The sequence below is a fragment of the Anaerotignum sp. genome (assembly GCF_031981185.1).
Taxonomy (GTDB): domain Bacteria; phylum Bacillota; class Clostridia; order Lachnospirales; family Anaerotignaceae; genus Chakrabartyella.
Window position 1 is genome coordinate 151,245 of sequence record NZ_DALYUL010000001.1, and the last position, 22,837, is coordinate 174,081.

A 22,837-nucleotide genomic window follows, 5' to 3' on the forward strand; every position below is an offset into this window, starting at 1 on the left:
CCAAATGGGGAAGGTTTCAAACTTTGCGTATCCTGCCTTAATCCCTCTTTTATGCTCATGAAACAATTGGGATAAGCAAGTTGCCATTTTTCCACTGCCGGGCCCAGGTGCTGTAATCACTACCAAAGACCGCTCTGTTTCAATATAATCATTTTTACCATATCCCTCATCACTTACAATCAAAGGAATGTTTGCTGGATACCCAGCAATGGGATAATGCTTATAAACCTTAAGACCCAATGCTTCCAGCTTCTTTTCATAAGCCATTGCCGCAGCTTGTCCATTAAACTGTGCCAAAACAACACTGCCTACATATAAACCATAACCACGGAAGGCATCAATCAGGCGCAATACATCCATATCATAGGTAATTCCCAAATCACCACGAATTTTATTCTTTTCAATATCTCCTGCGTTGATTACAATAACAATTTCTGCATCATCCTTCAACTGCAACAACATATTTACCTTGCTGTCCGGCTTAAAACCGGGAAGTACACGGGAAGCATGATAATCGTCAAACAGCTTTCCGCCAAACTCTAGATACAGTTTTCCGCCAAACTGCCCAATCCGTTCTTTAATTCTTTCTGACTGCATTTTTAAATATTTTTCATTATCAAAACCTATCTGCACCATTGCATGATCCCCCGTATTTCTCGTCCATTTTTTTCACTACGGTATTCAATTATACTATTTTTTTCACTACAATACAAATATAATTTAGCATTCAACAAAATATTTTAATCCACAAAAATTCCCTTCACGACTACTTGCTTTATTATGTACAATCCCATTAAAATCACACGCCCAATTTTTCATGAAATAAATCTTTTACTCTGTTACGGAAAGACAAAATACCTCTACTTTTTTCGCTCCCTCCCGATATAAAGCACGACTGCATTCATTCAGTGTTGCTCCTGTAGTCAAAATATCATCTACCAAAAGGATACATTTGTCAGAACAATTATGAGCGTTAAAAACATTTTTAATATTTTTTTGCCTTTCTTTCGCAGAAAGCTTACTCTGGGGAGTGGTCTCTTTGGTTCTGATGAGAATATCCTTTTGATAAGGAATGCCTGTATGGAGGCTGATGCTTTGACAAAGAATTTCTGCTTGATTAAATCCTCGTTCTTTTTGTTTATGCCCATGTAAGGGAACGCCTGTTATAAAATCAATCTCATGGATCCAGTCCTCATGGTAGGAAAGGAAAAAATCTGCCATCAAACGGCCAAATACTTTTCCGTCCTCCCTTGAACCATCAAATTTAAACCGAGCTATTCCATCTCGTAAAATTTCGTAATCAAAAGCAGAAACACCTCGTTCAAATACGGGTCTGTTCTCCAAGCAAGAATGACATATTTCCCCACATTCCAATTCTCTTCCGCAAAATCTACATCGATTCCCCTTCAAATATGGAATGCTTTCCACGCAACATTTGCAAAGACCCACTTTCCATTCTTCCATAGGCAGCAATTGTCCACATAAAACACAATAAGGAGGATACAGCACATTCAAAACCCCTTGCATAAAGTCTCTCATGGCTGTACCTCCTGCTCATTCATAAAATCATATAGATTTCGTATGCGTTCAGCCAATGCTGTATATCGACCAACCTCCCGATTATTTGCTATCATGCTGTTTACCGTTTCTCGAAGACCTACAAGTACCACCAGTTCTTTGGCTCGGGTCACTGCGGTATAAAGCAAATTTCTGGTCATCAGCATGGGCGGCCCACTGTAAACGGGCAAAATCACCACAGGGTATTCACTCCCCTGAGATTTGTGAATGGTTATGGCGTAGGCAAGCTCCAGTTCCTCCAGTTGGGTAAAGTCATAGTCAACTACCTTTCCGTCATCATAGGAAACTCGCACCATTTCATTTTCCTCATCAATTTTTAGGATTCGTCCCGCATCTCCGTTATAGACCCCTAATCCTTCATCCATTCGCTTACCTTTACAGCTAAAGCAACGCCAAACAATGTTATAATTGTTTTTAATCTGCATCACCTTATCTCCCTCACGGAAGGTGGTCTGGCGAAATTCTTTTTCTTTTTTGTCAAGGGATGGCGGGTTTAACGTGTGCTGTAATACCTGATTTAGACTTTGTACGCCAAGCAGGCCTTTGCGCATAGGCGTTAGCACCTGCATATCCGCCAAACCATCATGCCCTGTGTATTTGGGCAAGCGACTTTTCACCAACTCCTGCACTGTTGATAAAACCTCCTGACCATAAGCACGGCGCATAAAAAAGAAATCCGTGCCCCCTTCGTTCAAAGCAGGCTCTTCTCCTTGGTTGATACGATGGGCATTCATAATAATTGCACTTTCCTGAGCTTGACGAAATACATGCTGTAAGCGAACCACCCGCAAACGCTCACTGCGAATCATATCCTTTAATACATTCCCCGCGCCAACAGATGGAAGCTGATCCATATCCCCCACAAAAATAACCGATGTGCCATTTTCTATAGCCCGAAGAAGTGCGTGCATCAAGTGCAAATCCACCATAGAGGTTTCATCAATAATTAACACATCCGCTTCAATAGGATCATCCTCGTTTTTATCAAAAACCTGCCTTCTATTATCATCGCTGACAAAAGTTGTGCCTAACAGCCTGTGAATTGTTTTTGCCTCAACCCCCGTTGCATCGGTCATCCGCTTTGCAGCACGACCTGTGGGTGCAGCAAGAACCACTTCCTTTTCTTCCTTTTCCAATAAACGCAGTATGGTGTTTATCGTTGTGGTCTTTCCTGTACCTGGGCCTCCGGTTATAATCAAAACACCTCCACTCATTGCCTCCTGAACGGCCTGTCGTTGCTCCGGTGCCAACTGCACACCCGTCTCTTTTTCCATTTGGCTAATTTGTCTCTCTAGAATTTCGGGCTCTGTTTCCTCACAATCCATGGATAGCTCAATGAAGCGCTTTGCCACCGCCATTTCAGCATAATAATAAAAATTGAGATAAACAACGTCTAACCCTTCCAAATTTTCCTGCCAAATTTGGCTTTCCACCTGTAACTCCCTGATGGCATTTTCGACCGCTAACGGATGCAGTTCTAGCAACTCTACAGACTCTGTAATCAGCCTATCTTTTGGCAAAAAGCAATCCCCATTTGACGCTGCCTGATTCAAAACATATTTCACCGCAGCCTTAATTCGGTTGGGATTATCCTCGGCAATTCCTGCATTTGCCGCCATTTTATCCGCCATTTTAAAGCCGATTCCAAAAATATCATCTGCCAAACGATAGGGATTTGTTTTCACAATATCAAAAGTTCTGCCTTTATACCGTTTGTAAATCCGCATGGTATAGGCTGGGGAAACCTCAAAGCCCTGTAAAAACATCATAACCTTACGTAATTCATGCTGTTCTCTGAATATTTCAGAAATCCGCTGTGCTTTTTCGTGGGTAATTCCCTTTATTTCTGTCAGCATATCGGGTTTTTCCTCAATCACATAAAAAGCGGCATCCCCAAAGCGTTCAACGATTTTCCTTGACGTTTTTGGCCCCAACCCTTTGATTAATCCTGAGGACAAATATTTCTCCATACCACTTTGAGAGGTGGGCATGAATTTTTCGTAAAATTGAACCTGTAATTGTTTTCCATAAACTGGATGATTGCTCCAATTTCCTCTTACAGAAAGACTTTCTCCCGAATGAATTAGCGGAACAACGCCAACACAGGTGATTTCTTCCTCCTGTATTTCCATTGTAAACACTGTATATCCATTTTCTTTGTTTTGAAAAATAATATCTCCAACCTCACCCTTTAAAAGAACATCCTCCATGCACACCCCTCCTTTCTATGAAATGAAGTTCAGGTTTGAGAGAAACGCCCCGAGCCCCATAAGTGTATTTAAGCACTTTTGCTGTGCAAAAGCTGAAACTTGTCCCTTTCCTGACATAAACAGAATTAAAATGCCTAACCCAATCTACTTTCTATTTTTATCTACTTTTTCATTAATGAGCTTAAACTTCCCATTTAAACTCTTAAATCAATTTTATATTGCTTTGCAAAGTATTTTCATTCGATAATTCATTTCAATTCCTAAGTCCTCAAATCCTTTTTTCTGTGATAGAAAAAATTTAACAAATATCTTTTAGTATATCACAACAAAAATAAAAAGGGAACTCTCGTTCCTACATTTTTCCATAAAAAAGGATGCCGATTCTGTCAGCACCCTTTAAAATAATCTATTTAAATTCTTTCACTTCATTATTAAAACTTATCTTTGAAAACCTGAACCTTATCCAATTGTTCCCAAGGAAGGTCTAAATCAGTACGTCCAAAATGGCCATAAGCCGCTACCTGCTTAAAGATAGGTCTTTTCAAATCAAAATTTTTGATGATCGCTGCTGGACGCAAATCAAAGTTTTTGTGTACGATTTCAGTAATTTCTTCATCGGAAATTTTACCTGTTCCGTAGGTGTTTACAAGAATCGATACGGGCTTCGCAACGCCGATTGCATAAGCAAGCTGAACTTCGCACTTTTTCGCAATACCACTGGCAACAATATTTTTTGCCACATGTCTCGCTGCATAGCAAGCTGAACGGTCTACCTTTGTGGGATCCTTACCGCTGAATGCACCACCGCCGTGGGCAGCATAACCGCCGTAGGTATCCACAATGATTTTTCTGCCTGTTAAACCGCTATCACCCATAGGCCCACCAATTACAAAACGACCTGTAGGGTTAATATAGTATTTTGTATTTTCATCCAAAAGCTCTGCAGGAATTACCTTCTTCACAACGTGAGCAATAATGTCCTTACGAATCTGCTCGTTGGTTGCGTCAGGGTCATGCTGAGAGGAAATAACCACAGTATCTACTCTGGCTGGCTTATCATCAATGTATTCCACGGTAACCTGAGATTTTCCATCGGGGCGCAAATAGCTCAAAGTTCCGTTTTTTCTTACCTCTGTTAATCTTCTTGTCAGCTTATGTGCCAAAGAGATGGGCAAAGGCATTAATTCCTCTGTTTCATCACAAGCAAAACCGAACATCATGCCCTGATCACCGGCACCTGTATCAAATTCGCTGTCATCTTCTCCTGTTTTTTGCTCCAAAGCCTTATCAACACCCATTGCAATATCAGGGGATTGACCATGGATAGAAGTAACAACAGCACAGGTTTCACTGTCAAAACCAAATTTTGCACGGTTATAACCGATTTCATTCAAAGTTTCACGAACAATTTTCTCTACGTCAACATATGCACTTGTGGTGATTTCTCCCATTACAAAAACAATACCTGTTGTTGTTGCTGTTTCACAGGCAACTCTGGCATTGGGATCCTTCGCCAATAGTGTATCCAAAACACCATCGGAAATCTGATCACAAATTTTATCGGGATGCCCTTCCGTAACTGATTCGGATGTAAATAATCTTCTGCTCATTTTTATTCCCTCCTGTAAAATATAAATAATTGTCTTCGTGAATAGAGTGCAGGGAGAGATGCTTGGCTATACAGACAATCGTTCAACAAAAGCTGCATGCCTTAAACCAAATTTTTGGTATAAAAAAAACCCTAAACAGGGTTTGTGATTACATTCTCATCTTCCGTTTGAACCAAACGGGGGAATTGGCACCGATGCGCGGAAACGCCGGTTGCCGGGTGTCATAGGGCCCTGTCCCTCAACCACTCTTGATAAGTTCTCTATTCACTTATGTAATCCGGATTATAGCATCCTTTTTATCATCTGTCAATATGAATAGCCCATAAAAATGAATTACCTATCAATTTCATATGAAATTACAGATATACCTTTAATTCCTTGCCCCAAGCTTCAATTAATCGGTCCAAATTCCATACCGCGTTGGCTGGACTGGTGGAGGGTAATTGAACCATGGGAATCCCAGTTATTTTCTGCTGATGCTTCTGATATAGACGAAAAGCGGTTCCTCCATTACCAAATATGGGAATCTTCCCCGTTGTTTGGAAAATCGAGCTTAAATCGGTAGGTACAACGTTGCGTATGGAACTATCGCTGCTTCCCTGAATATCGCAACTCCCAATCACATCATAAAGAGCAATACCTTGAGCTAATAAAAAAGCTTTTTTTTCTTCATTGTTTTGGGGAACGGCAACTCCTGTTACCCCCGCCAAAACCTTCCAAAAGCGGTTTTGAGGATGGCCATAATAAAATTGATTTTCCCGAGACTTCAAAGATGGTGCGGTACCAAGGATGAGTACCTTACTGTTTTGATTGCAAACGGGTAAAAATTTCTGGGTTACCCGTTCCCAAGGAATTTCCTTCATTTGACCGCCTCCCTTTTACACCTGTGCTTTTTTCCATTCCCGTAACCAGACCTTATCCTCAGAAGAAACCCGAAAAGACTCGCACGCCTTCTGCACAAATTTTGTCTTAACCGAAATAGAAAGTTTTGTATTTTTCAGATACGCCCGTACCATTTCCGGATTTTTGGCCCAAGCCGTTGCCAATAACCAAGCCTGTGCCATCTCTATATAATAGAAATCAGAGGTCACACCATCTGTTAATTGTAAAACCTTCCAGAAGTAAGGCTCTTTTAAATAATAATTCAGCATAATAATCAGCCCTACCCTTACAACCCAAGGATTTTCTGCCAAAAGATATCCCTTTGCATGGGTAAACAAATCTTCTTCATTTTTTCTGGCAATCTTCTTTAAAGAAGCACAAAACCCATCACAATGAGCCCAGTTTTCCACAAATTCGTATGCAAAGGTATCACAATAACCCGAAAACTCCTCAAACTCCATGGGAATTTCCGTTGCCACCAGTCCGTATAACATACGTTCTTCATAAGTATTCTTCCCACAGGTGCCAAAAAAATTCCTTCCAGCCTCTTTTGCCACTTCCTTTGCTTTTTGACGTAAAAGAGGTGAACGTATTCCTATAACAGGCAAAGCAGTACGCAGAAGTTTTTCATGAAACAAACGGTACTTTTCATCCTGCAAAACCAATAGCTCCTTGTAAAACATATTATAATCGTCAGCTGACCATTTTGTCTCCGTCATAAAACCACCCTTTGCTTTTATTTTTTATACAAAGAACAAGCGGCTTTCTTGTGGGAGAAAGCCGCTTGTCCTTAAGGGTCGTCATTGCCATATAACGAAAACAATTGGGGGGCGTTTTCGCTATATTCGGTAAGGCAACAACAAGAAGAGATGAAAAGTTTGATTCAAAATAGTTTGACGTTAGGAGAAAGCATCAAACTACAGAAACAAGCAAACCAATTTTTGCCAAAAACGGCAAACTATCTAAAAAAGGCGTCAAAACATATTATTGTCTTGCGACGCCCTAGTCGTAGCCACACATTTATATTGCATCATTTTTCCCTTCTTGTCAATGAAAAATTTTTCAAATTAAAAAATTTTTACATTAATTAGGTGAATTCACTAAAACCATTGTCAATTTTCTTTTTTTTTGTTACCATAATAAAAAACAGCTTAGGGAGGGGATCCATTTGAAAGTTCAAGAATCAATGGAAGACTATCTAGAAACAATTTATGTGTTGGAAAAGCAAACAGGCTATGTACGCTCAATCGATATCGCTACCGCCCTAGGTTTTAGCAAGCCCAGTATCAGTAACGCTATGAAAAAATTGAAATCAAGCGGTTATATTGAAATGGAAGAGCGGGGCAGCATTAGGTTAACAGAAAAAGGTAAACAAGTTGCCATGGGCACCTATGCCAGACATTGTGTCATTTCCGAATTACTGATATCTTTGGGGGTTTCAAAAGAAACCGCATTAGATGATGCCTGCCGCATTGAGCATGTAATCAGCGAGGAAACCTTTGTCTGCCTAAAGAATTACCTAAAACCAAAACACATAAACAAATAGGTAATTCAAATCAAACCCAAATGAAAAGAATATGGGAGACCAATAGATGTAGAGGGTGCCAAAAACATTGGCATCCTCTATTGTTCACGCCAATTTTAGCCCATCAGACTTTTATTTCACCCTCTAATGGGATCCAATATCCCTTGGAAAATGTTCCTTTTCACTCCTTTGAGCTTTCTCAGGCTATCATAGGCACAAATAGAAGTCTTATCGAGAACAAAAGGATTAGAAATAAGCGTTAGATATACGAAAAATGCCCAATCCAACAGGTTAGGATTGGGCATTTTTCGTTTCAAGATATCTTTATTTCACTATTTTCACTCTTTTAGAAATATCTTCTTTTTCTTTCGGTGCAGGCTCCTCACCAATACCACCAAAAGGCATCTGAGCAATCAATAAATAACTTTCAGGCAAGTCAAACAGTTCATGCATTTTTTGGTCAATCACAGGATTATAATGCTGTAAAGATGCACCAATTCCCATCTCCCTTAATTCACTCCAAATACTGATTTGAAGCATTGCGCTGGCTTGCATTGCCCATGCTGGGAAATTTGCTGCATACAAAGGAAATTTCTCCTGAAGACCTTTTACCACGTCTTGGTCGTAAAAATAAAGGATTGTTCCGGCGCCTGCTTTAAAACTATCAATTTTTTCTCTGGGAACCTTTCCTTCAAAAACATCATAGATTGTATCCCATAATAAATTCTGTTTTTCTTCTAAGGCAACCACCACACGAGAACTTTTCATATTAAACGCATCGGGTACCAGCTCTGTCAAAGTTTCAATTGTTTGAATCACCTGTCCACTATCAACGGGAAGTTTTTTATTGATGTTGTAATAACTTCTTCTTTTTTCCAATGCTTGTATCATACTCATATCCATTCCTCCTTGGTTTTCTAAAATCTTATTATTTGTCATATTTCATTTCTTGTTGCAAGAAAGTACCTTGCCGTAATTGTGCAAATGCTTTTTGTAATTCATCCTTTGTATTCATTACAATAGGGCCACCCCAAGCGATGGGTTCTTCCAACGCCTTTGAACTGATAAATAGTACTTGGGCGTCTTTTTCGGTGTTTTTTATTTCCACGTATTCTCCAGAAGTAAGCTTTGCCGCTGTCTTCTCCTTCACCAGCTCCCCACCTATCGTAACTTCTCCCACCAATGTAAAAATCAAAACCGAGCAGTCTGTTTCTGTATCGATGGATACAGAAGCATTGGGAGAAAGATGAATATCATAATAATCTAAAGGTAAATAACCACTACTGAAACCTTGTTTACCTTTGTACTGCCCTGCAAGAAGTCTTAGCTTTCCATTCTCGATGGAAAATTCTTCAATCTCATGATTCTTAATGCTTTGGTAGGCAGGTGTTGTCATTTTATCCTTGGCAGGTAGGTTCAGCCATAACTGCACACCAAGCATTCTTTCCGATGCCGGCAGTCTTTCTTCATGCAAAATTCCTGAGCCTGCCGTCATCCACTGAACCTCTCCATCAGAAATGGAATCTTCATTTCCTAAACTGTCTTTATGCACCATCTTCCCGCGATATATATAGCTGATGGTCTCAATTCCTCTATGGGGATGCATAGGGAATCCGGCAATATAATCCTGGGGATTTATACTGTCAAAGGAATCTAACATCAAAATAGGGTCATATTCCTCTGTTGTTTCTAAACCCAAAACACGAACCAGCTTCACCCCAGCTCCATCCTGGGTTCTAAATCCTGTAACCTGACTCTTAATTTTTCTCTCCATTGATCTCATCTCCAAACTTTTTTAATAAAGTGGCCAATTGTTCCTTTTCCCCTTCCGTCCAGAGGGACATCGTCTCAATAATTCTTGCTTCATTTCTTGGATAAACCTCTCCAATGAGTTCCTCTCCTCGGGGGGTAATATGAAGGATGCATCGTCTTTTATCCTTCCTGTCTGTTTCCCGAATAAGGTAACCCCTTTTTTCAAGATTATTTATAATAAGAGGCATGGTTCCACTGGAACTCAATATTCTCTCTTGAATTTCACCAATCGTTGCATCACCTTTGTGATATAAAGCCTCCAACACGGCAAACTGACCCATGGAAAGCTTATACTCTGTGAAAATCTTAGCGGATTGGCGGTCAATATAGTTAATTGCCCGATGAAGACCGATTAAGATTTTCAACTCTACTTTTGCCATTTCCTCACCTCTAATATCTCTATGTAGATATATATTACTCTATATAGAGATAATTTGCAATGCTTTTTTATATTTATCTCGTTTTTTATAAAAATTATCCATTTATATAAAAAAGTAGCCCCCTTACGGCGGCTACTTTACACATATTTTTTATATGAACTACTTATTGAAAATAGGAATACCCATAGAGCTTCCCGTCCTCTAGCTTCCCGTCATGGCGATACTCAGCCATTTCCGAAACTGTTACCAGCTGATATCCCTGTTTTATCAAATAGGGCACAAGTTTTTCTGTGGCCTCAGCACTGGTCTCATAAATCCCATGCATTAAAATAACCTTTCCATCTAAGTCTCCTTCGCTGCGAATTACTTTCATAATCGCATCCGGGCTTTTTGTTTTCCAATCCAGTGTATCTATGGACCAAGTCACCATAGCCATAGGGATATGTTTCTTCACAGTATCGTTGCAATTGCCATAAGGAGGTCGGAATAATGTAGGTTCAAAGCCCACAGAATTTTGAAATGCCTCTGCCGTCTTTTTTACATCCTCACTAATGGCCTCTGCAGAAAGGGTATTAAAATTCTTGTGGGAATAGGAATGACTACCAACCTCGCACCCCAAAGCCAGTTCCCTTTTTACCGTATCAGGATAGGCCTCAACTAATTTGCCTAAGTCAAAAAATGTGGCAACGGCATTGTATTTTTCCAAGGCATCCAAAATCCGTTCCGTTGATGCAGGTTTGGGGCCATCATCAAAGGTCAACGCCACCATAGGCTTGGTGGGATCAATGACCCGTGTAACCTTTTCCGTAGGTTCCTCTACCTCGGGGGCCTTCTCCTCCACCACAGGAGGGGCCTCTATGCCAACTCCATTCAGTAAACCCGCCAGCTCGCTGTATGGAACCAAAAGTTCCACTCTTCCAAGGCTGCCCGGGAAAATATCATAACGTTCAAAGAACAGTAACACCCCTTCATCATTTAAGGCAAAGCGATTAAAACGTCCAGCATCCGGTGCCAAGGTTTTTCTATAGTCACCGAAAATTCTGTCTTTGTAAGGCTCATTCTCTGTAAAATAGCGAATGACATATGCAGAGATCGCTTCCAAAAAACCATCTTTTCTCAAAGAATCCTCGCTAATTCGTTCTCCTGTTTTCGTATTAAAATGGAAAATGTGAACACGCTCTACCGTATTCGTTTTCTCCTCTGTGGGAGAAATTTTTTGCTCTATCTCTTGTGTTTCATAAAAAATAATACAAATTTTATCTTCACTGACTATGTAACTATCATAATCCAAATATAAAAAGGAATTACAGTCTTCTTGAGATAGTCTCTTTTTTTCCTTTTCATCCATCAGGTCATACTTCTGTGCAAACTCCGTCTTTAGCTCATCAATAAACTGTAAAATCTGATTATCAATGGCTTCATTAGACAAATGCGGATATGTTAAAACATAAGCAAGAGGAGCCGCATATTCAATTGTCGATTCCTTCTCACCAATAAGTTGAGACCTTTTGGGTTCCACAGGTCGTATCGGCCCGGCCTGTAACATCAGCGGTTCGGCTGCCGCAACAGTATTTCCACGTCCACAGCCACTTACCCCTAGGGCAACCGCCATTGCCAAAAGGCAAATTGTCCATTTTCTTCTCTTCATTTTTCATTCTCCCATCTAAACTTTATTTCCAGCAAGGGTGAACATACTGTCCTTTATCTTTCGTCTTTTTGCCATATTGAATTGCACCCTTTGGACATCGATTCACGCAAGCCAAACACATATTGCATTGCGCCTTCGTCCATTGAGGAATCCCATCGATTAATTGAATACAATTGTCTGTACATATTTTTTCGCAAAGGCCACAGTGGATACAATCGTCATTGGCGTAAAAAGGCTTTGTCTTTGTTCCATAACGCTGAAAAATCGGATTAAACAATACAGTTAAAAGCCTGCTTACTTTGCCCCTTTTTACACGATAAAATTTTCTTTTTTGTTGTATCACCGAATCTAAAATTCGCTCCATGGTTTTCTGCGCTTCTTGCAAAAAAGCATTCTGTTTTGCCAAGGTATCCACCTTGAACATAATCACAAAGTTATCTGGCATAACCACAGAATAGCCACTATCCATGGTCATCCCCTTTTGACTTAAAGCATCCTTTAAAATATTCATGGTGTTCCCTGCCGTTGCACCACATGTACAAATCCCATAGGTATAAGGCTGCTTGTCACAATGAATCACCAGCTTTTTTATAAAATCCAGAACCATCTTAGGCGGTGCCCAGGCATACACAGGAAAAACAAATCCCAGCTTCTCATTCTCACGAAATTGAAACTCTGTTTCTTTATTTTTCATGGCTTGAGCAATATCAACCAGATCCTCATTTAAATGATCCGAAAAAAAACGAGCAACTGCATAGGAATTTCCTGTTCCTGTGAAATAAAAAATCATTTCTTTGCCCCCTTTTGTTGTTTGTTTTATCATAACATATTTTTATAAGAAGTAATTGAAGATTTTATTAAATTTTGTAACATTTCGCTGACGATTTTTTCCATTATATGCTTAGTTTTATTGTTTTCTTTTCCTCCATATGTTACACTTTTTTTAACGAAAATTACAAAAAGGAGACATATTATGCTTGAAAAAGCAATGATTCTTGCTGCTACAGCTCACATGGGCCAGCTTGATAAAGGCGGAAATCCTTACATTTTACATCCCGTGCGTGTTATGCTTAGATGTAATACTTTAGAGGAAAAAATTGTGGCTATGCTTCATGACACATTGGAAGATAGCGACTTAACTGCTGACGATCTTGTGAAGGAGGGCTTTTCAAAAGAAATTGTTGATGCAGTGGTTACCCTAACTAGAAAAACAGAAGAAAACTATATGGAGCATATTCAAAAGGTTTCAAAAAACCTCTTGGCTACAACCGTTAAACTTTCTGATTTGGCTGACAATATGGACTTAAACCGCCTACCCGGTTTAACCCCTAAGGATTTTCAAAGATTGGAGCGCTATTTACGTGCCAAGCTAATTTTAGAGGAAGCCCAGAAAAACAGAGCTGTCTTGAATAACATCTGAAAACTTGAAAATTTTAGATTTCATCGACTTCAGAATGATTCACTTTCATGCATTTTTACTCTTAAAAATTTCTTAGAAAACTATCTTTACTTACACACGTATTATGTTAAGATATGGAGACAAGGAGGGATTTTATGAGAAAAGAAATGCGCCGCAAAGACAGATTGGTTACAAAAGATATGGCAAGAGAAATTATGCAAAAAAGCGAATATGGCATGCTATGTACAGTAGGTTCCGATGGATATCCCTATGCAATTGCTGTCAGCCATATTTTGCATGAAAATTGCATTTATTTTCATTGTGCATTAGAAGGACGAAAGCTTGAAAATATAAAGGACAACCCCAAGGTTTCCATGAGCTTCGTCAGTAAAGCCCATGTTGAGCAGGAGAATTATACAGTTCGATACGAAAGTGCTGTTGCAGAGGGAACTGCCAATATAGTTGAAGACGAAGACGAAAAATTGTATGCTTTAAAATTGATTTGTGAGCGTTACAGCCCTGATATGCTTGCAAACCATCTTGACCACATCCAACCCCGACTAAAACGTACCGGCGTATGCCGCATTGATATTGAACATATTTCAGGAAAAGTAAATAGTAGATAGTCATAAACAATATGAAAAAAACGGTGGCTTTCTTAAAAGAAAACCACCGCTTTTTTATTGTACCTATGCAATCACTTCAGAGCAATTCTACAGAAAATATGCACTTAATATGCATAGCTTTTTATGAATTTCCCTCAGCAATTAATTGTCGTTCAAAATACCCATTTTATCAAAAACATAGAAAAGTAAGCTTAATGCCATGGCAACCAAAGCCGCAAGAGACATCCCTCTTAATGCAACTGTACCAAGATTAATTGAAATACCGGATAAACCAACAACGAAGATTACAGATGTTAAAGCAATATTCTTTGATTTATCATAATTAACCTTGGAGTCAACAAGAATTCTCAAACCTGAAGTACCAATCATACCGTAAAGCAAGAAAGAAATACCTCCAATTACCGCACCAGGTATTGTGCCAATTAATATTGTCAGCTTTCCAATGAAAGAGCAAATAATAGAAAGAACTGCAGCCCCTGCAATAACACGAACACTATACACCTTGGTAATTGCCATAACACCGATATTTTCGCCGTAGGTTGTTGTTGGCACAGAACCAATAAACCCTGACAGCATAGTGGAGAAGTTGTCCGCAAATAAAGACCGATGTAAACCAGGATCCTTTAATAAGTCGTTACCAATAATTTTGCTTGTCACAATCTGATGGCCTATATGTTCGGAAATGATAACCAAAAGGGCAGGAAGCATAATTAAAATTGCCTCTGGACTAAACTTGGGAGTAGAGAAATTGGGAAGTGCAAACCATGCCGCCTCAGCAACAGCATCGAAATTCACAAGTCCTACAAAATAGGAGGTAATATAGCCGGAAATAACGGCAATTAAGATGGGGATAACCGCAAAAAACTTACGAAATAATACAGAGCCGAAAACAGCCACACCTAAAGTAACTAAGAATACAGTAACATTTGCGCCATTGGGGCCGCCTTCCGCCAAAAGTCCTGCTGTATTCGCTGCGGTGCCTGCCAATTCCAAACCAATCAAGGCAACCACAGGGCCCATCGCCGCAGGAGGAAGGATAATATTAATCCAATCGGAACCAAATTTTTTGATGATTAAGGCAACAATACAGCCACAAAATCCAACGGCTACAAAGCCGCCTAGCGCATAAGCATAACCAAATCTCTCTATAATCAAAAGTCCCGGTGCTAGGAACGCAAAACTGGATCCTAAATAAGCCGGGGCTTTACCTTTTGTAATGAAAATAAAGAGTAGTGTGCCGAAACCATTCATAAAAAGAACAATTGATGAATTGATGCCAAAAAGGAAAGGAACCAGCACCGTTGCACCAAACATAGCGAACATATGCTGTAAAGATAGGGGTGCAAGAAGTGAAAAAGGTACCTTTTCATCCACTTGAATAATCTTACGGTTTTCCAAAATAATGACCTCCTTTAGTAATTAATGAAATGAATCATAACAGTATAATGACCTTTCGGTACAAAACCCCAAAAAAAATTATTGGTCGGAAACCAATAACTAGAATTTAGCACCTGAAAGATTATAGCACTCTCTTTTTTCCCTTGCAATGAAAAGAGTTGAAATACATACGAAACTGTCGATATGCTGTAAAATGGTGAAAAAAATGCAAAGATATCGTGGTATTTCTACAACAACTTTATAAGCAAATATTTACATTTCCCCTAGAAATAATAAGCATTTTACCTAATTATAGATCTTTTGATAACTTCCTGAGCACATGCAAGGGAATGGTCTCCCCTGCTTTTGTAAAAAAGGCTTCCCAATAAACAGTTCGTCACATGTTTCCAATTGTGCCCAAGCGACACATTATTGAAACCATTAAACTACATATCTTTGAGAAACCTTTCAATTTGTTCAACCGTTTATAAGTTAATAAGAAATATACCTGTTCTTTTATTTTTGTCCTGAACTTTGCGAACATTTCCATGTATATTTATAGGCAATATTGCTTCTTGTCTCTAATAAAGTTGCAGGTCACTGTTCTCCAAATTTCTTTAAATAATCCTTTAGCAGACTTTCCATTTCCTCTAAACTCTCCGTATGATTTAGCTTTCCACGAAACTCCGCAGCACCGGGCAACCCTTTTAAATACCAGGCCATATGCTTACGCATTTCTCTGACGCCCACATATTCCCCTTTATAATCAATCAGCATTTTTCCATGGCGTAAAGCCTTCTCCACCCGTTCCTTTGCAGTTGGTTCTGGTAATATTTCTCCTGTCTTGAGATAGTGAAGAATTCTTTGGAAAATCCAAGGATTACCTTGAGCGCCCCGCCCTACCATAATGGCATCGCAACCGGTATGCTCAATTACGCTTTTTGCATCCTCAGGCGTGAATACATCTCCATTTCCAATCACAGGGATAGACACAGCATCCTTCACCTGACGAATAATATCCCAATCCGCCTTGCCGCTATAATACTGCTCTCTGGTTCTTCCATGTACTGCCACCGCCGATGCCCCGTTTGCCTCAGCTATTTTTGCAATCTCCGGTGCATTAATATGCATATCATCAAAGCCCTTGCGAAATTTAATGGTAACCGGTTTCTTCTGTGCTTCAACCAGCGCCTTTACGATTTCTCCCACCCGAAGGGGATCTTTTGTCAGCGCACTACCCTCACCGTTTTTCACAATTTTAGGGGCAGGACAGCCCATATTAACATCAATTATATCAAAAGGGTACTCCTCTATTTTTCGTGCCATCTCCCCTAGTATTTGGGGGTCTGAACCAAAAAGCTGTATTGCCGTGGGGCGTTCTGCCTCTTCCACAGTTAATAGCTCCGTTGTATTTTTATTGTCATATAAAATGCCTTTGGCGCTTACCATTTCAGAATAGACCAAGCCACAACCCATTTCCTTGCAAAGCAGGCGAAAGGGCAAATCTGTCACCCCTGCCATTGGTGCCAAAAAGACATTATTCATAAGTTCTACATTTCCAATTTTCATGATAAACACCTCAAATCCTTCTCGGTTTAATATCATACCAAACATTTATATTTGATGCAAGAAAAACTCTTCTGAGGCCTTGTTATAATCCACAAAACAACACCCAATGTTATTTGCAATAAAAAAACGGGCAAGCCCGTGTTAGGGTGTCGATAAATTCGACACCCTATTAAAGCTTAATGAATTAAGCTTTTTTCATATCCCCCTAACGATTCGGTTGCTTCTGTCACCACAAGGTTCTGAGACCCCATTCTCCCCATCAAAAGCTTGAAGAAGTCAGTAAGACTTTTTTTAACGGGAAAGAAATAACTTTGCTTCTTTTCCCAGTCCCTTCCGTTTTTAAAATAGTTACTCCAGTTCTTGAGTCAGATGGAGCCTATCATTATTTGTTTTTTTGATATAAAATTTTCAATCCCTTTAGCGTCAAAACAGGGTCAAGAATGTCGAATATTTCCTTATTGGGGTCAATCACTCTAGCTAATCCTCCTGTTGCAACTACCTTCATATCGGGTATATCAAGCTGCTCTCTTAATTGTTGAATGATATATTTGGTTTGTCCAATGTGTCCAATAACCAACCCTGCTTGAATGCTTCCCACAGTATTCTTTACAATGATGGATTTTGGCTTTTTGATTTCTATTTTTGGAAGCTGTGCAGCTCTTTGATATAATGCCTCCGCACAGATAGAAATGCCTGGTGTAATCAAGCCAGTGATAAACTCTGATTTTTCGTTAATTACATCAAAGGTATTTGCAGTACCATAATCAATGACTACCGCTGGGCCACCGTAAATCTCATTTGCCGCAACCAAATTTACAATACGGTCTGCTCCTACCGCTTTGGGGTTGTCTCGCTTGATAACAATACCCGTTTTCATGCCGGCAGACACAATCATCGGTTCAATATTAAAATATTTTCGAATTCCCTGTGTCAGAGAATACATAATATCAGGCACTACAGAAGAAATAATTACAGCTTCAATGCGACTCACGTCAAAACCTGATGCTTCAAAAAGATTGTACAAAAATATCCCTGTCTCATCGGCGGTTTTGTTACTGCCCGTAGCCATACGCCAGCACTTCACCAGTTTTTCACCATGATATACTCCCAAAACATAATTCGTATTCCCTACATCAATTACTAAAAGCATTTGCTTTCCCCCTGTCGCCTATTCTTGTTCTTTTCGTAAATGAGCCGCAACCCATGCAGAGCAAGAACAGGGTCATAAACATCAAATATCTCTTCCTTTTCATCAACGATTCTTGCAAGACCGCCTGTGGCAATCACCTTTAATTTGGGAAATCCCAATTCCTTACGGATACATTCAATCATATAAATGGTTTCTCCGATATGACTAATCACAAGGCCTGCTTGCATACTCTCAATCGTTGTTTTGGTAATGATGCTTTCAGGGGCGACAATTTCAAACTTAGGCAAGTTTGCTGCCTTTTGGTACAATGCCTCGGCACAAACTTGAAGCCCCGGCGCCGTAATGCCCGTTACAAACTCGCCGTTTTCATTCACCACATCATAGGTTGTAGCCGTACTGTAATCTATTACAATGGCAGGGCCGCCATATCTCTCATAGGCCGCAACCAGATTCACAATACGATCCGTCCCCATCTCTTTGGGATTTTCCATGCGAAGGTTAATTCCGGTTTTCATCCCCGATCGAACAATCATGGCTTCTCGCTTTAAATATTTGCGAATACCGTTTGTCAGGGAATACATCACGTTTGGAACAACAGAAGAAACAACCACAGCTTCAATTTCCATTACCGAAATGCCGGAATGCTGAAATAAAGAGCGGATGAGTATTCCTGTTTCATCAGAAGTTCGGGTGCTTAACGTGGATAATCTCCAATTAGCCACAAGGGCTTCTCCATCAAACACGCCCATTATTGTATTGGTATTGCTTACATCTATTACTAATATCATTTTGCCCTCTCCTCAAAACCAAAGCCTAAAAGGGTACGGGATAACCCGTACCCTTGCGATTTCCCTTAGTTTGATCGAATCTTTTTATATAATACTTTTCTCAGCGTTTTAGAAACCACACCACCCACAATGCAAGTTGCTGGCATTTCCAATAAACCATTTACACCAACAAAAGTAAGTACAAACGCAAAAATGCTCAAATTGCCTACGCCAGCATTAATAGACTGAATATATTCCGTATTCCAGAAAAAGAGCATCAACGCCCCCATAAACAATACTGTATTTAATATTGCGGCAATGATACCACCTAGGAAAAAGCAAATCGTTTTGGAACGATCTAACTTTTCAACTGCGATAAATAATATACCTGTAAGCCAGCCCATGATGGCTCTTGTAGGCACACAAACAAGAAATGTCAAAAAGGGGTTAATCCCCAAAAGTGCTGCCCCAAAAGGACTCATTCCGAAGCATTGATAAAAGCTGGTTAAACCAAATACTGTGCCTAAAAGTAATCCAGCTCTTGGTCCGATAATCATTGCGCCAATGGCAACGGGAATGGTAATCAAAGAAACCTCCAGCCCTGCCGTTCGCAGAAATCCCAAAGGGGTAAAGGACATCAGCAAAATAATGCCTATCATCATCCCTGTGGTGGTTAAATCCTTTACGGAAAGCCTTCCTCCGCTTTTTACTGCCATTACTTGTTCACTCATTGTAATTGCTCCTTTCATTCTCACTCTTATGCCCCGCTTAGCGGAAGATATAAGATTACTAGGTTATATTTTGGCAAAGCTCTCCAAGCATTCAAGTATATCTGGCGTTTACCATGACATCTTTAATGGCTTATCCCAGAAAGGTTACCATGCACCATTATATCAGTTAATGAAAGAATTACAATATATTTTTGTGATTTTCGTTAATTTTTGTACAATGTTTTGTCATTTTTTACTGCTTCAAAAGAGTATCCTTTAATTGTTCCCCATCTTTTGTAAAATACACTGTATACCATATTTTCAATGCGCCTATTAGCTCTTTTTGCGTACGGAGAATTTCCTTAATTTCCAATTCTGCGCCAATCTCATCAAAGTTAAAATCATCCTCTTGCTTTACCGTTTCAAAGTAGATTTCCCCGTCCTCGTGAAACCCCATTAAAAAGGTACAGCCAAGTTTTTGTGCCGTTGTAACGCAAATGATACGTACCTCCTCTTGAATTGCTTCAGGAAGTGCCTGAAATTTTGGTTCCAAATAGTATTTCTGCTTTTCATAGCTTGCCGCCGCCAAAATCAAATCATTCACTGGTCTTTCCTCCTCTGATTGATACTTCTCCGGAAAAAACCACCTCTTTTTTTCCGTTGTCTTTTCTAATTACAACCAATTCCCCATCGGGCGTGATGTCTACCGCTTGGGCAAAAAAGGTTTCCTTCCCCAAAACTTTAACGTCCTGATGAATAGTAGCACATTTTTCTTTGTACCTATCAAGGAAGGGGGCAAAACTGCAATGAGATTCCAAAAGCTCTAGATACAGCTTTTCAAAATTCAGCAACACTCTTTGCAAAATATTCTTCCTAGAAAAGGTTCGTCCACTTTCTAAATATAGGGATGTGGCCACATCCATGAGTCCTTCAGGAAACTCTGTGGTATTGACATTAATCCCAATACCTACAATCACAAAATGGGTCTGCTGCATCTCGCACTCCATTTCTGTCAAAATTCCAACCAATTTTTTCCCGTTTAGCATAATATCATTGGGCCATTTTATAGAAGGGGTAAGGCCTGTTTCTTCCTCAATGCCTTGACAAACGGCAAGCCCCGCTAAAAGGGTCAACACCGATGCCTGGGAGGGAAAAATATTGGGGCGCAATAAAATGCTCATCCAAATACCGGAACCCGCCGGCGCTTCCCAATGTCTCCCCCGTCTGCCTCTGCCCGCAGTCATTTGCTCCGCAACGGCAATGGCACCTTCGGGTGCGCCCCCTGCTGCAATATCTCGCAAACGACTATTGGTGGTATCTGTTTCCTTAAAAAAGTATACAGGGCGCCCCAGTCTTTTTGCGGCCAGTCCTTGGGCAATCTCATTTTCATTATACATGGTATCATGTAATATCAAACGATACCCCTTATTGGTAACTGCCTCTATGACATAGCCCTCTTCCCTTAGCTTTTTTATACCTTTCCAAACGGCCGCCCGACTGATATCTAATTTTCTTCCAATTTCCTCACCGGAAATAAATCCTTTTTCTTGACGTAAAAATTCTAAAATTCGATACATATTCATAGCCTCCGCTAAAAAAAGAGCGCCTATGAGACGCTCTTTTACTGTCCAAAAAACCTATTTTTTAAATCGAGGGATTGGGAAACGAAAGGGTTTCCAAGTGAAATCCGCAGAATAGGCTTTCATTCAAGGAAAATAGGGCGTTTCGAGACCTTCTGGTCGCAGGAACGTATCTATTTGTCCTATACCAACTTTAAGACAAAGTCAAAATCTTGAGGAATTTGCCTCTCAAACACCCAAAAAGGGTTCAGCTCAGCACTTTGCTACTCAACGTTAAGTTAATCTTAACCTTTTGCCTTGCTATTTACACGACTCATAAATTTCTTCAAATCAATGATTGCGCGACCATGGGTTCCTTCACAAATTTTATCCACTTCATCATAAGCCTTAATCTGGAAGGTCAAAAGTTTTCCGTTTACCTCTGTTACCTCAACAACAACTCGAACCTTCATGCCAACAGGAGTTGCCGCCATATGTTTAAAGTCAAAAGAAGTACCCACAGTTTCCCAACCTTCAGGCAAAAATGGTTTTACTGCACCAATAGAGGTACCTTCAATCCATGATAATAACCTGGGGGATGCAAAAACAGGAACATTGTCGTTACCAAATACAGTGGCTGTATCTGCCTCCTCTACGAAATATTCTCTCTCAAAGGTAATGCCGGGTACAATATTGTTAAACTCCATTACGTTTACTCCTCTCTATTTTCTCTTATGTTTTATCAATCAGTAAATCCCCTTTGTTACATCGTTTGTGATGCCTAAAACCTCGTTGCGCACATCCTGATCAAACAATTTGCGGAATTCTTCCCCTGTCACTTTTTCTTTTTCAACAAGAAGCTTGGAGGAAGCATGTAAAACTTCAATATTTTCTTTCAAAATACGTATCGCCTCTTCATAAGCATGGGTCACAATACGATTTACTTCTTTATCAATGGTGGTAGCAATTGCCTCGCTGTAATTACGCTGATGTCCCCAATCTCTGCCGATAAATACTTCGTTACCCTCTTCGCCACCAAACTGAATCGGGCCCAAAATATCGCTCATGCCATATTTGGTAACCATATTTCTTGCCATTGCTGTTGCCCGTTCAATATCGTTAGAAGCACCTGTGGTAATATCTTTAATTACGATGAACTCAGCAGCACGGCCACCCAGTAAACTGATAATTTCTTGTTCCATAAACAGCTTTGTATAATACATTTTATCTTCGCCGGGTAAAGGCATGGTATACCCACCCGCCATACCTGTGGGGATAATGGAAATGCTATGCACAGGATCAAGCTCGCTTAAAACTTCAAACAAAATTGCATGACCACTTTCATGATACGCAGTAATATATTTTTCCTTTTCAGAAATAACTCTGGTCTTTTTCTCCGTTCCAACGCCAATTTTAATCAACGCTTTTTGGATCTCTTCCATATCAATTTCTGTTTTATTCTCTCTTGCCGTCAATAGCGCAGCCTCGTTCAAAAGGTTTGCCAAATCTGCACCGGTAAAACCGGCTGTTGTCTGGGCAACCACCTTCAAATCAACCTCAGGGGATAATATCTTCCCCTTAGAGTGCACTCGCAATATGGCTTCTCTGCCCTTTACATCAGGTCTGCCAACATAAACCTGTCTATCAAAACGACCTGGACGCAAAAGAGCTGGGTCTAAAATATCGGAACGGTTGGTTGCCGCTATGATAATAACGCTTTCGTTAATTCCAAAACCGTCCATCTCAACTAACAGCTGATTCAGGGTTTGCTCCCTTTCATCATGCCCACCACCAAGACCTGCACCTCTGCGGCGACCTACGGCATCAATTTCATCAATAAACACAATACTTGGTGCATGCTTCTTTGCCTGATCAAACAAATCACGAACACGAGACGCACCCACACCAACAAACATTTCAACAAAATCCGAACCAGAAATACTAAAGAACGGAACCCCTGCTTCACCAGCAACGGCTTTTGCAAGCAACGTTTTACCTGTTCCCGGAGGGCCTACCAAAAGAACACCCTTGGGAA

General features: G+C 40.1%; 23 protein-coding genes and 1 riboswitch. Of the genes, 3 read left to right on the forward strand and 20 right to left on the reverse strand.

Annotation, left to right across the window (positions count from 1 at the left end; translation table 11 throughout):
* From RTK36_RS00685 to RTK36_RS00710, 6 genes are all read right to left on the reverse strand, one after another.
* On the reverse strand, positions 1-633 hold a 633-nt coding region (locus RTK36_RS00685), incomplete at its 3' end, for a DUF1846 domain-containing protein (RefSeq protein WP_334308111.1).
* Positions 634-831: 198 nt separating this feature from the next.
* Entirely contained in the window at positions 832-1,539 is a 708-nt protein-coding gene (locus RTK36_RS00690; RefSeq protein ID WP_312043299.1) for a ComF family protein, read from the reverse strand.
* Positions 1,536-3,788, reverse strand: coding sequence for an SF1B family DNA helicase RecD2 (recD2, locus tag RTK36_RS00695; protein ID WP_312043301.1), 2,253 nt, complete (start codon positions 3,786-3,788; stop codon positions 1,536-1,538). Before recD2 ends, RTK36_RS00690 begins: the two co-directional genes overlap by 4 nt.
* A 431-nt stretch (positions 3,789-4,219) precedes the next feature.
* Positions 4,220-5,398 (reverse strand): methionine adenosyltransferase, encoded by a 1,179-nt coding sequence (gene metK / locus RTK36_RS00700; RefSeq protein ID WP_312043304.1) that lies wholly within the window; start codon positions 5,396-5,398, stop codon positions 4,220-4,222.
* A gap of 153 nt (positions 5,399-5,551) precedes the next feature.
* Positions 5,552-5,656, reverse strand: a riboswitch (SAM riboswitch).
* A 98-nt stretch (positions 5,657-5,754) separates the two neighbouring features.
* Entirely contained in the window at positions 5,755-6,261 is a 507-nt protein-coding gene (locus RTK36_RS00705) for a DNA-deoxyinosine glycosylase (RefSeq protein ID WP_312043306.1), read from the reverse strand.
* A 15-nt stretch (positions 6,262-6,276) separates the two neighbouring features.
* Positions 6,277-6,999, reverse strand: a complete 723-nt coding sequence (locus RTK36_RS00710) for a DNA alkylation repair protein (RefSeq protein WP_312043308.1) — start codon at positions 6,997-6,999, stop codon at positions 6,277-6,279.
* 449 nt (positions 7,000-7,448) lie between these two features.
* Here RTK36_RS00710 and RTK36_RS00715 point away from each other — a divergent pair, with 449 nt between their 5' ends.
* Positions 7,449-7,826 (forward strand): metal-dependent transcriptional regulator, encoded by a 378-nt coding sequence (locus tag RTK36_RS00715; RefSeq protein WP_312043310.1) that lies wholly within the window; start codon positions 7,449-7,451, stop codon positions 7,824-7,826.
* Positions 7,827-8,129: 303 nt separating this feature from the next.
* Here the strand turns inward: RTK36_RS00715 and RTK36_RS00720 are convergent, their stop codons facing one another.
* The 5 genes from RTK36_RS00720 to RTK36_RS00740 form a co-directional block, all read right to left on the reverse strand.
* On the reverse strand, positions 8,130-8,702 hold the full coding sequence (locus RTK36_RS00720; RefSeq protein WP_312043312.1) for a nitroreductase family protein: 573 nt from the start codon (positions 8,700-8,702) through the stop codon (positions 8,130-8,132).
* Between the two features lie 31 nt (positions 8,703-8,733).
* Positions 8,734-9,579 (reverse strand): pirin family protein, encoded by an 846-nt coding sequence (locus RTK36_RS00725; RefSeq protein ID WP_312043314.1) that lies wholly within the window; start codon positions 9,577-9,579, stop codon positions 8,734-8,736.
* On the reverse strand, positions 9,563-9,997 hold the full coding sequence (locus RTK36_RS00730) for a MarR family winged helix-turn-helix transcriptional regulator (protein WP_312043315.1): 435 nt from the start codon (positions 9,995-9,997) through the stop codon (positions 9,563-9,565). The genes RTK36_RS00725 and RTK36_RS00730 overlap by 17 nt, the downstream gene beginning before the upstream one ends.
* 163 nt (positions 9,998-10,160) lie before the next feature.
* The gene (locus RTK36_RS00735) at positions 10,161-11,645 is read right to left on the reverse strand and encodes a polysaccharide deacetylase family protein (RefSeq protein ID WP_312043316.1); all 1,485 of its coding nucleotides are present in this window, start codon (positions 11,643-11,645) and stop codon (positions 10,161-10,163) included.
* 22 nt (positions 11,646-11,667) lie between these two features.
* A complete protein-coding gene (locus RTK36_RS00740) occupies positions 11,668-12,435 on the reverse strand; it encodes an EFR1 family ferrodoxin (protein WP_312043317.1) in 768 nt (255 codons plus the stop codon).
* Between the two features lie 183 nt (positions 12,436-12,618).
* Between RTK36_RS00740 and RTK36_RS00745 the strand changes: the two genes are divergently transcribed.
* Together RTK36_RS00745 and RTK36_RS00750 are read left to right on the forward strand one after the other, a co-directional pair.
* A complete protein-coding gene (locus tag RTK36_RS00745; RefSeq protein ID WP_312043318.1) occupies positions 12,619-13,065 on the forward strand; it encodes an HD domain-containing protein in 447 nt (148 codons plus the stop codon).
* Positions 13,066-13,199: 134 nt separating this feature from the next.
* The gene (locus tag RTK36_RS00750) at positions 13,200-13,670 is read left to right on the forward strand and encodes a pyridoxamine 5'-phosphate oxidase family protein (RefSeq protein WP_312043320.1); all 471 of its coding nucleotides are present in this window, start codon (positions 13,200-13,202) and stop codon (positions 13,668-13,670) included.
* 141 nt (positions 13,671-13,811) lie between these two features.
* On the opposite strand, the gene uraA is transcribed toward RTK36_RS00750, so the two are convergent.
* From uraA to ftsH, 9 genes are all read right to left on the reverse strand, one after another.
* Positions 13,812-15,068, reverse strand: coding sequence for a uracil permease (uraA, locus tag RTK36_RS00755; RefSeq protein WP_312043322.1), 1,257 nt, complete (start codon positions 15,066-15,068; stop codon positions 13,812-13,814).
* Positions 15,069-15,644: 576 nt separating this feature from the next.
* The gene (gene dusB, locus RTK36_RS00760) at positions 15,645-16,616 is read right to left on the reverse strand and encodes a tRNA dihydrouridine synthase DusB (RefSeq protein ID WP_312043324.1); all 972 of its coding nucleotides are present in this window, start codon (positions 16,614-16,616) and stop codon (positions 15,645-15,647) included.
* Positions 16,617-16,998: 382 nt separating this feature from the next.
* Entirely contained in the window at positions 16,999-17,766 is a 768-nt protein-coding gene (locus tag RTK36_RS00765) for a type III pantothenate kinase (protein ID WP_312043326.1), read from the reverse strand.
* Positions 17,757-18,554 carry a type III pantothenate kinase gene (locus RTK36_RS00770; RefSeq protein ID WP_312043328.1) on the reverse strand — a complete coding sequence of 266 codons (798 nt, stop codon included), beginning with the start codon at positions 18,552-18,554 and terminating at the stop codon, positions 17,757-17,759. The genes RTK36_RS00765 and RTK36_RS00770 overlap by 10 nt, the downstream gene beginning before the upstream one ends.
* Before the next feature lie 65 nt (positions 18,555-18,619).
* Positions 18,620-19,264, reverse strand: a complete 645-nt coding sequence (locus RTK36_RS00775; RefSeq protein WP_312043330.1) for an ECF transporter S component — start codon at positions 19,262-19,264, stop codon at positions 18,620-18,622.
* Between the two features lie 232 nt (positions 19,265-19,496).
* Complete coding sequence (locus RTK36_RS00780) at positions 19,497-19,847, reverse strand: DUF6145 family protein (protein ID WP_312043332.1); 351 nt, start codon at positions 19,845-19,847, stop codon at positions 19,497-19,499.
* A complete protein-coding gene (locus tag RTK36_RS00785) occupies positions 19,840-20,820 on the reverse strand; it encodes a biotin--[acetyl-CoA-carboxylase] ligase (protein ID WP_312043334.1) in 981 nt (326 codons plus the stop codon). Before RTK36_RS00785 ends, RTK36_RS00780 begins: the two co-directional genes overlap by 8 nt.
* Before the next feature lie 287 nt (positions 20,821-21,107).
* Positions 21,108-21,509 carry a thioesterase family protein gene (locus RTK36_RS00790; protein ID WP_256149258.1) on the reverse strand — a complete coding sequence of 134 codons (402 nt, stop codon included), beginning with the start codon at positions 21,507-21,509 and terminating at the stop codon, positions 21,108-21,110.
* A gap of 39 nt (positions 21,510-21,548) precedes the next feature.
* Positions 21,549-22,837 (reverse strand): ATP-dependent zinc metalloprotease FtsH (gene ftsH / locus RTK36_RS00795; RefSeq protein WP_312043336.1); only part of this gene is annotated, 1,289 nt, incomplete at its 5' end.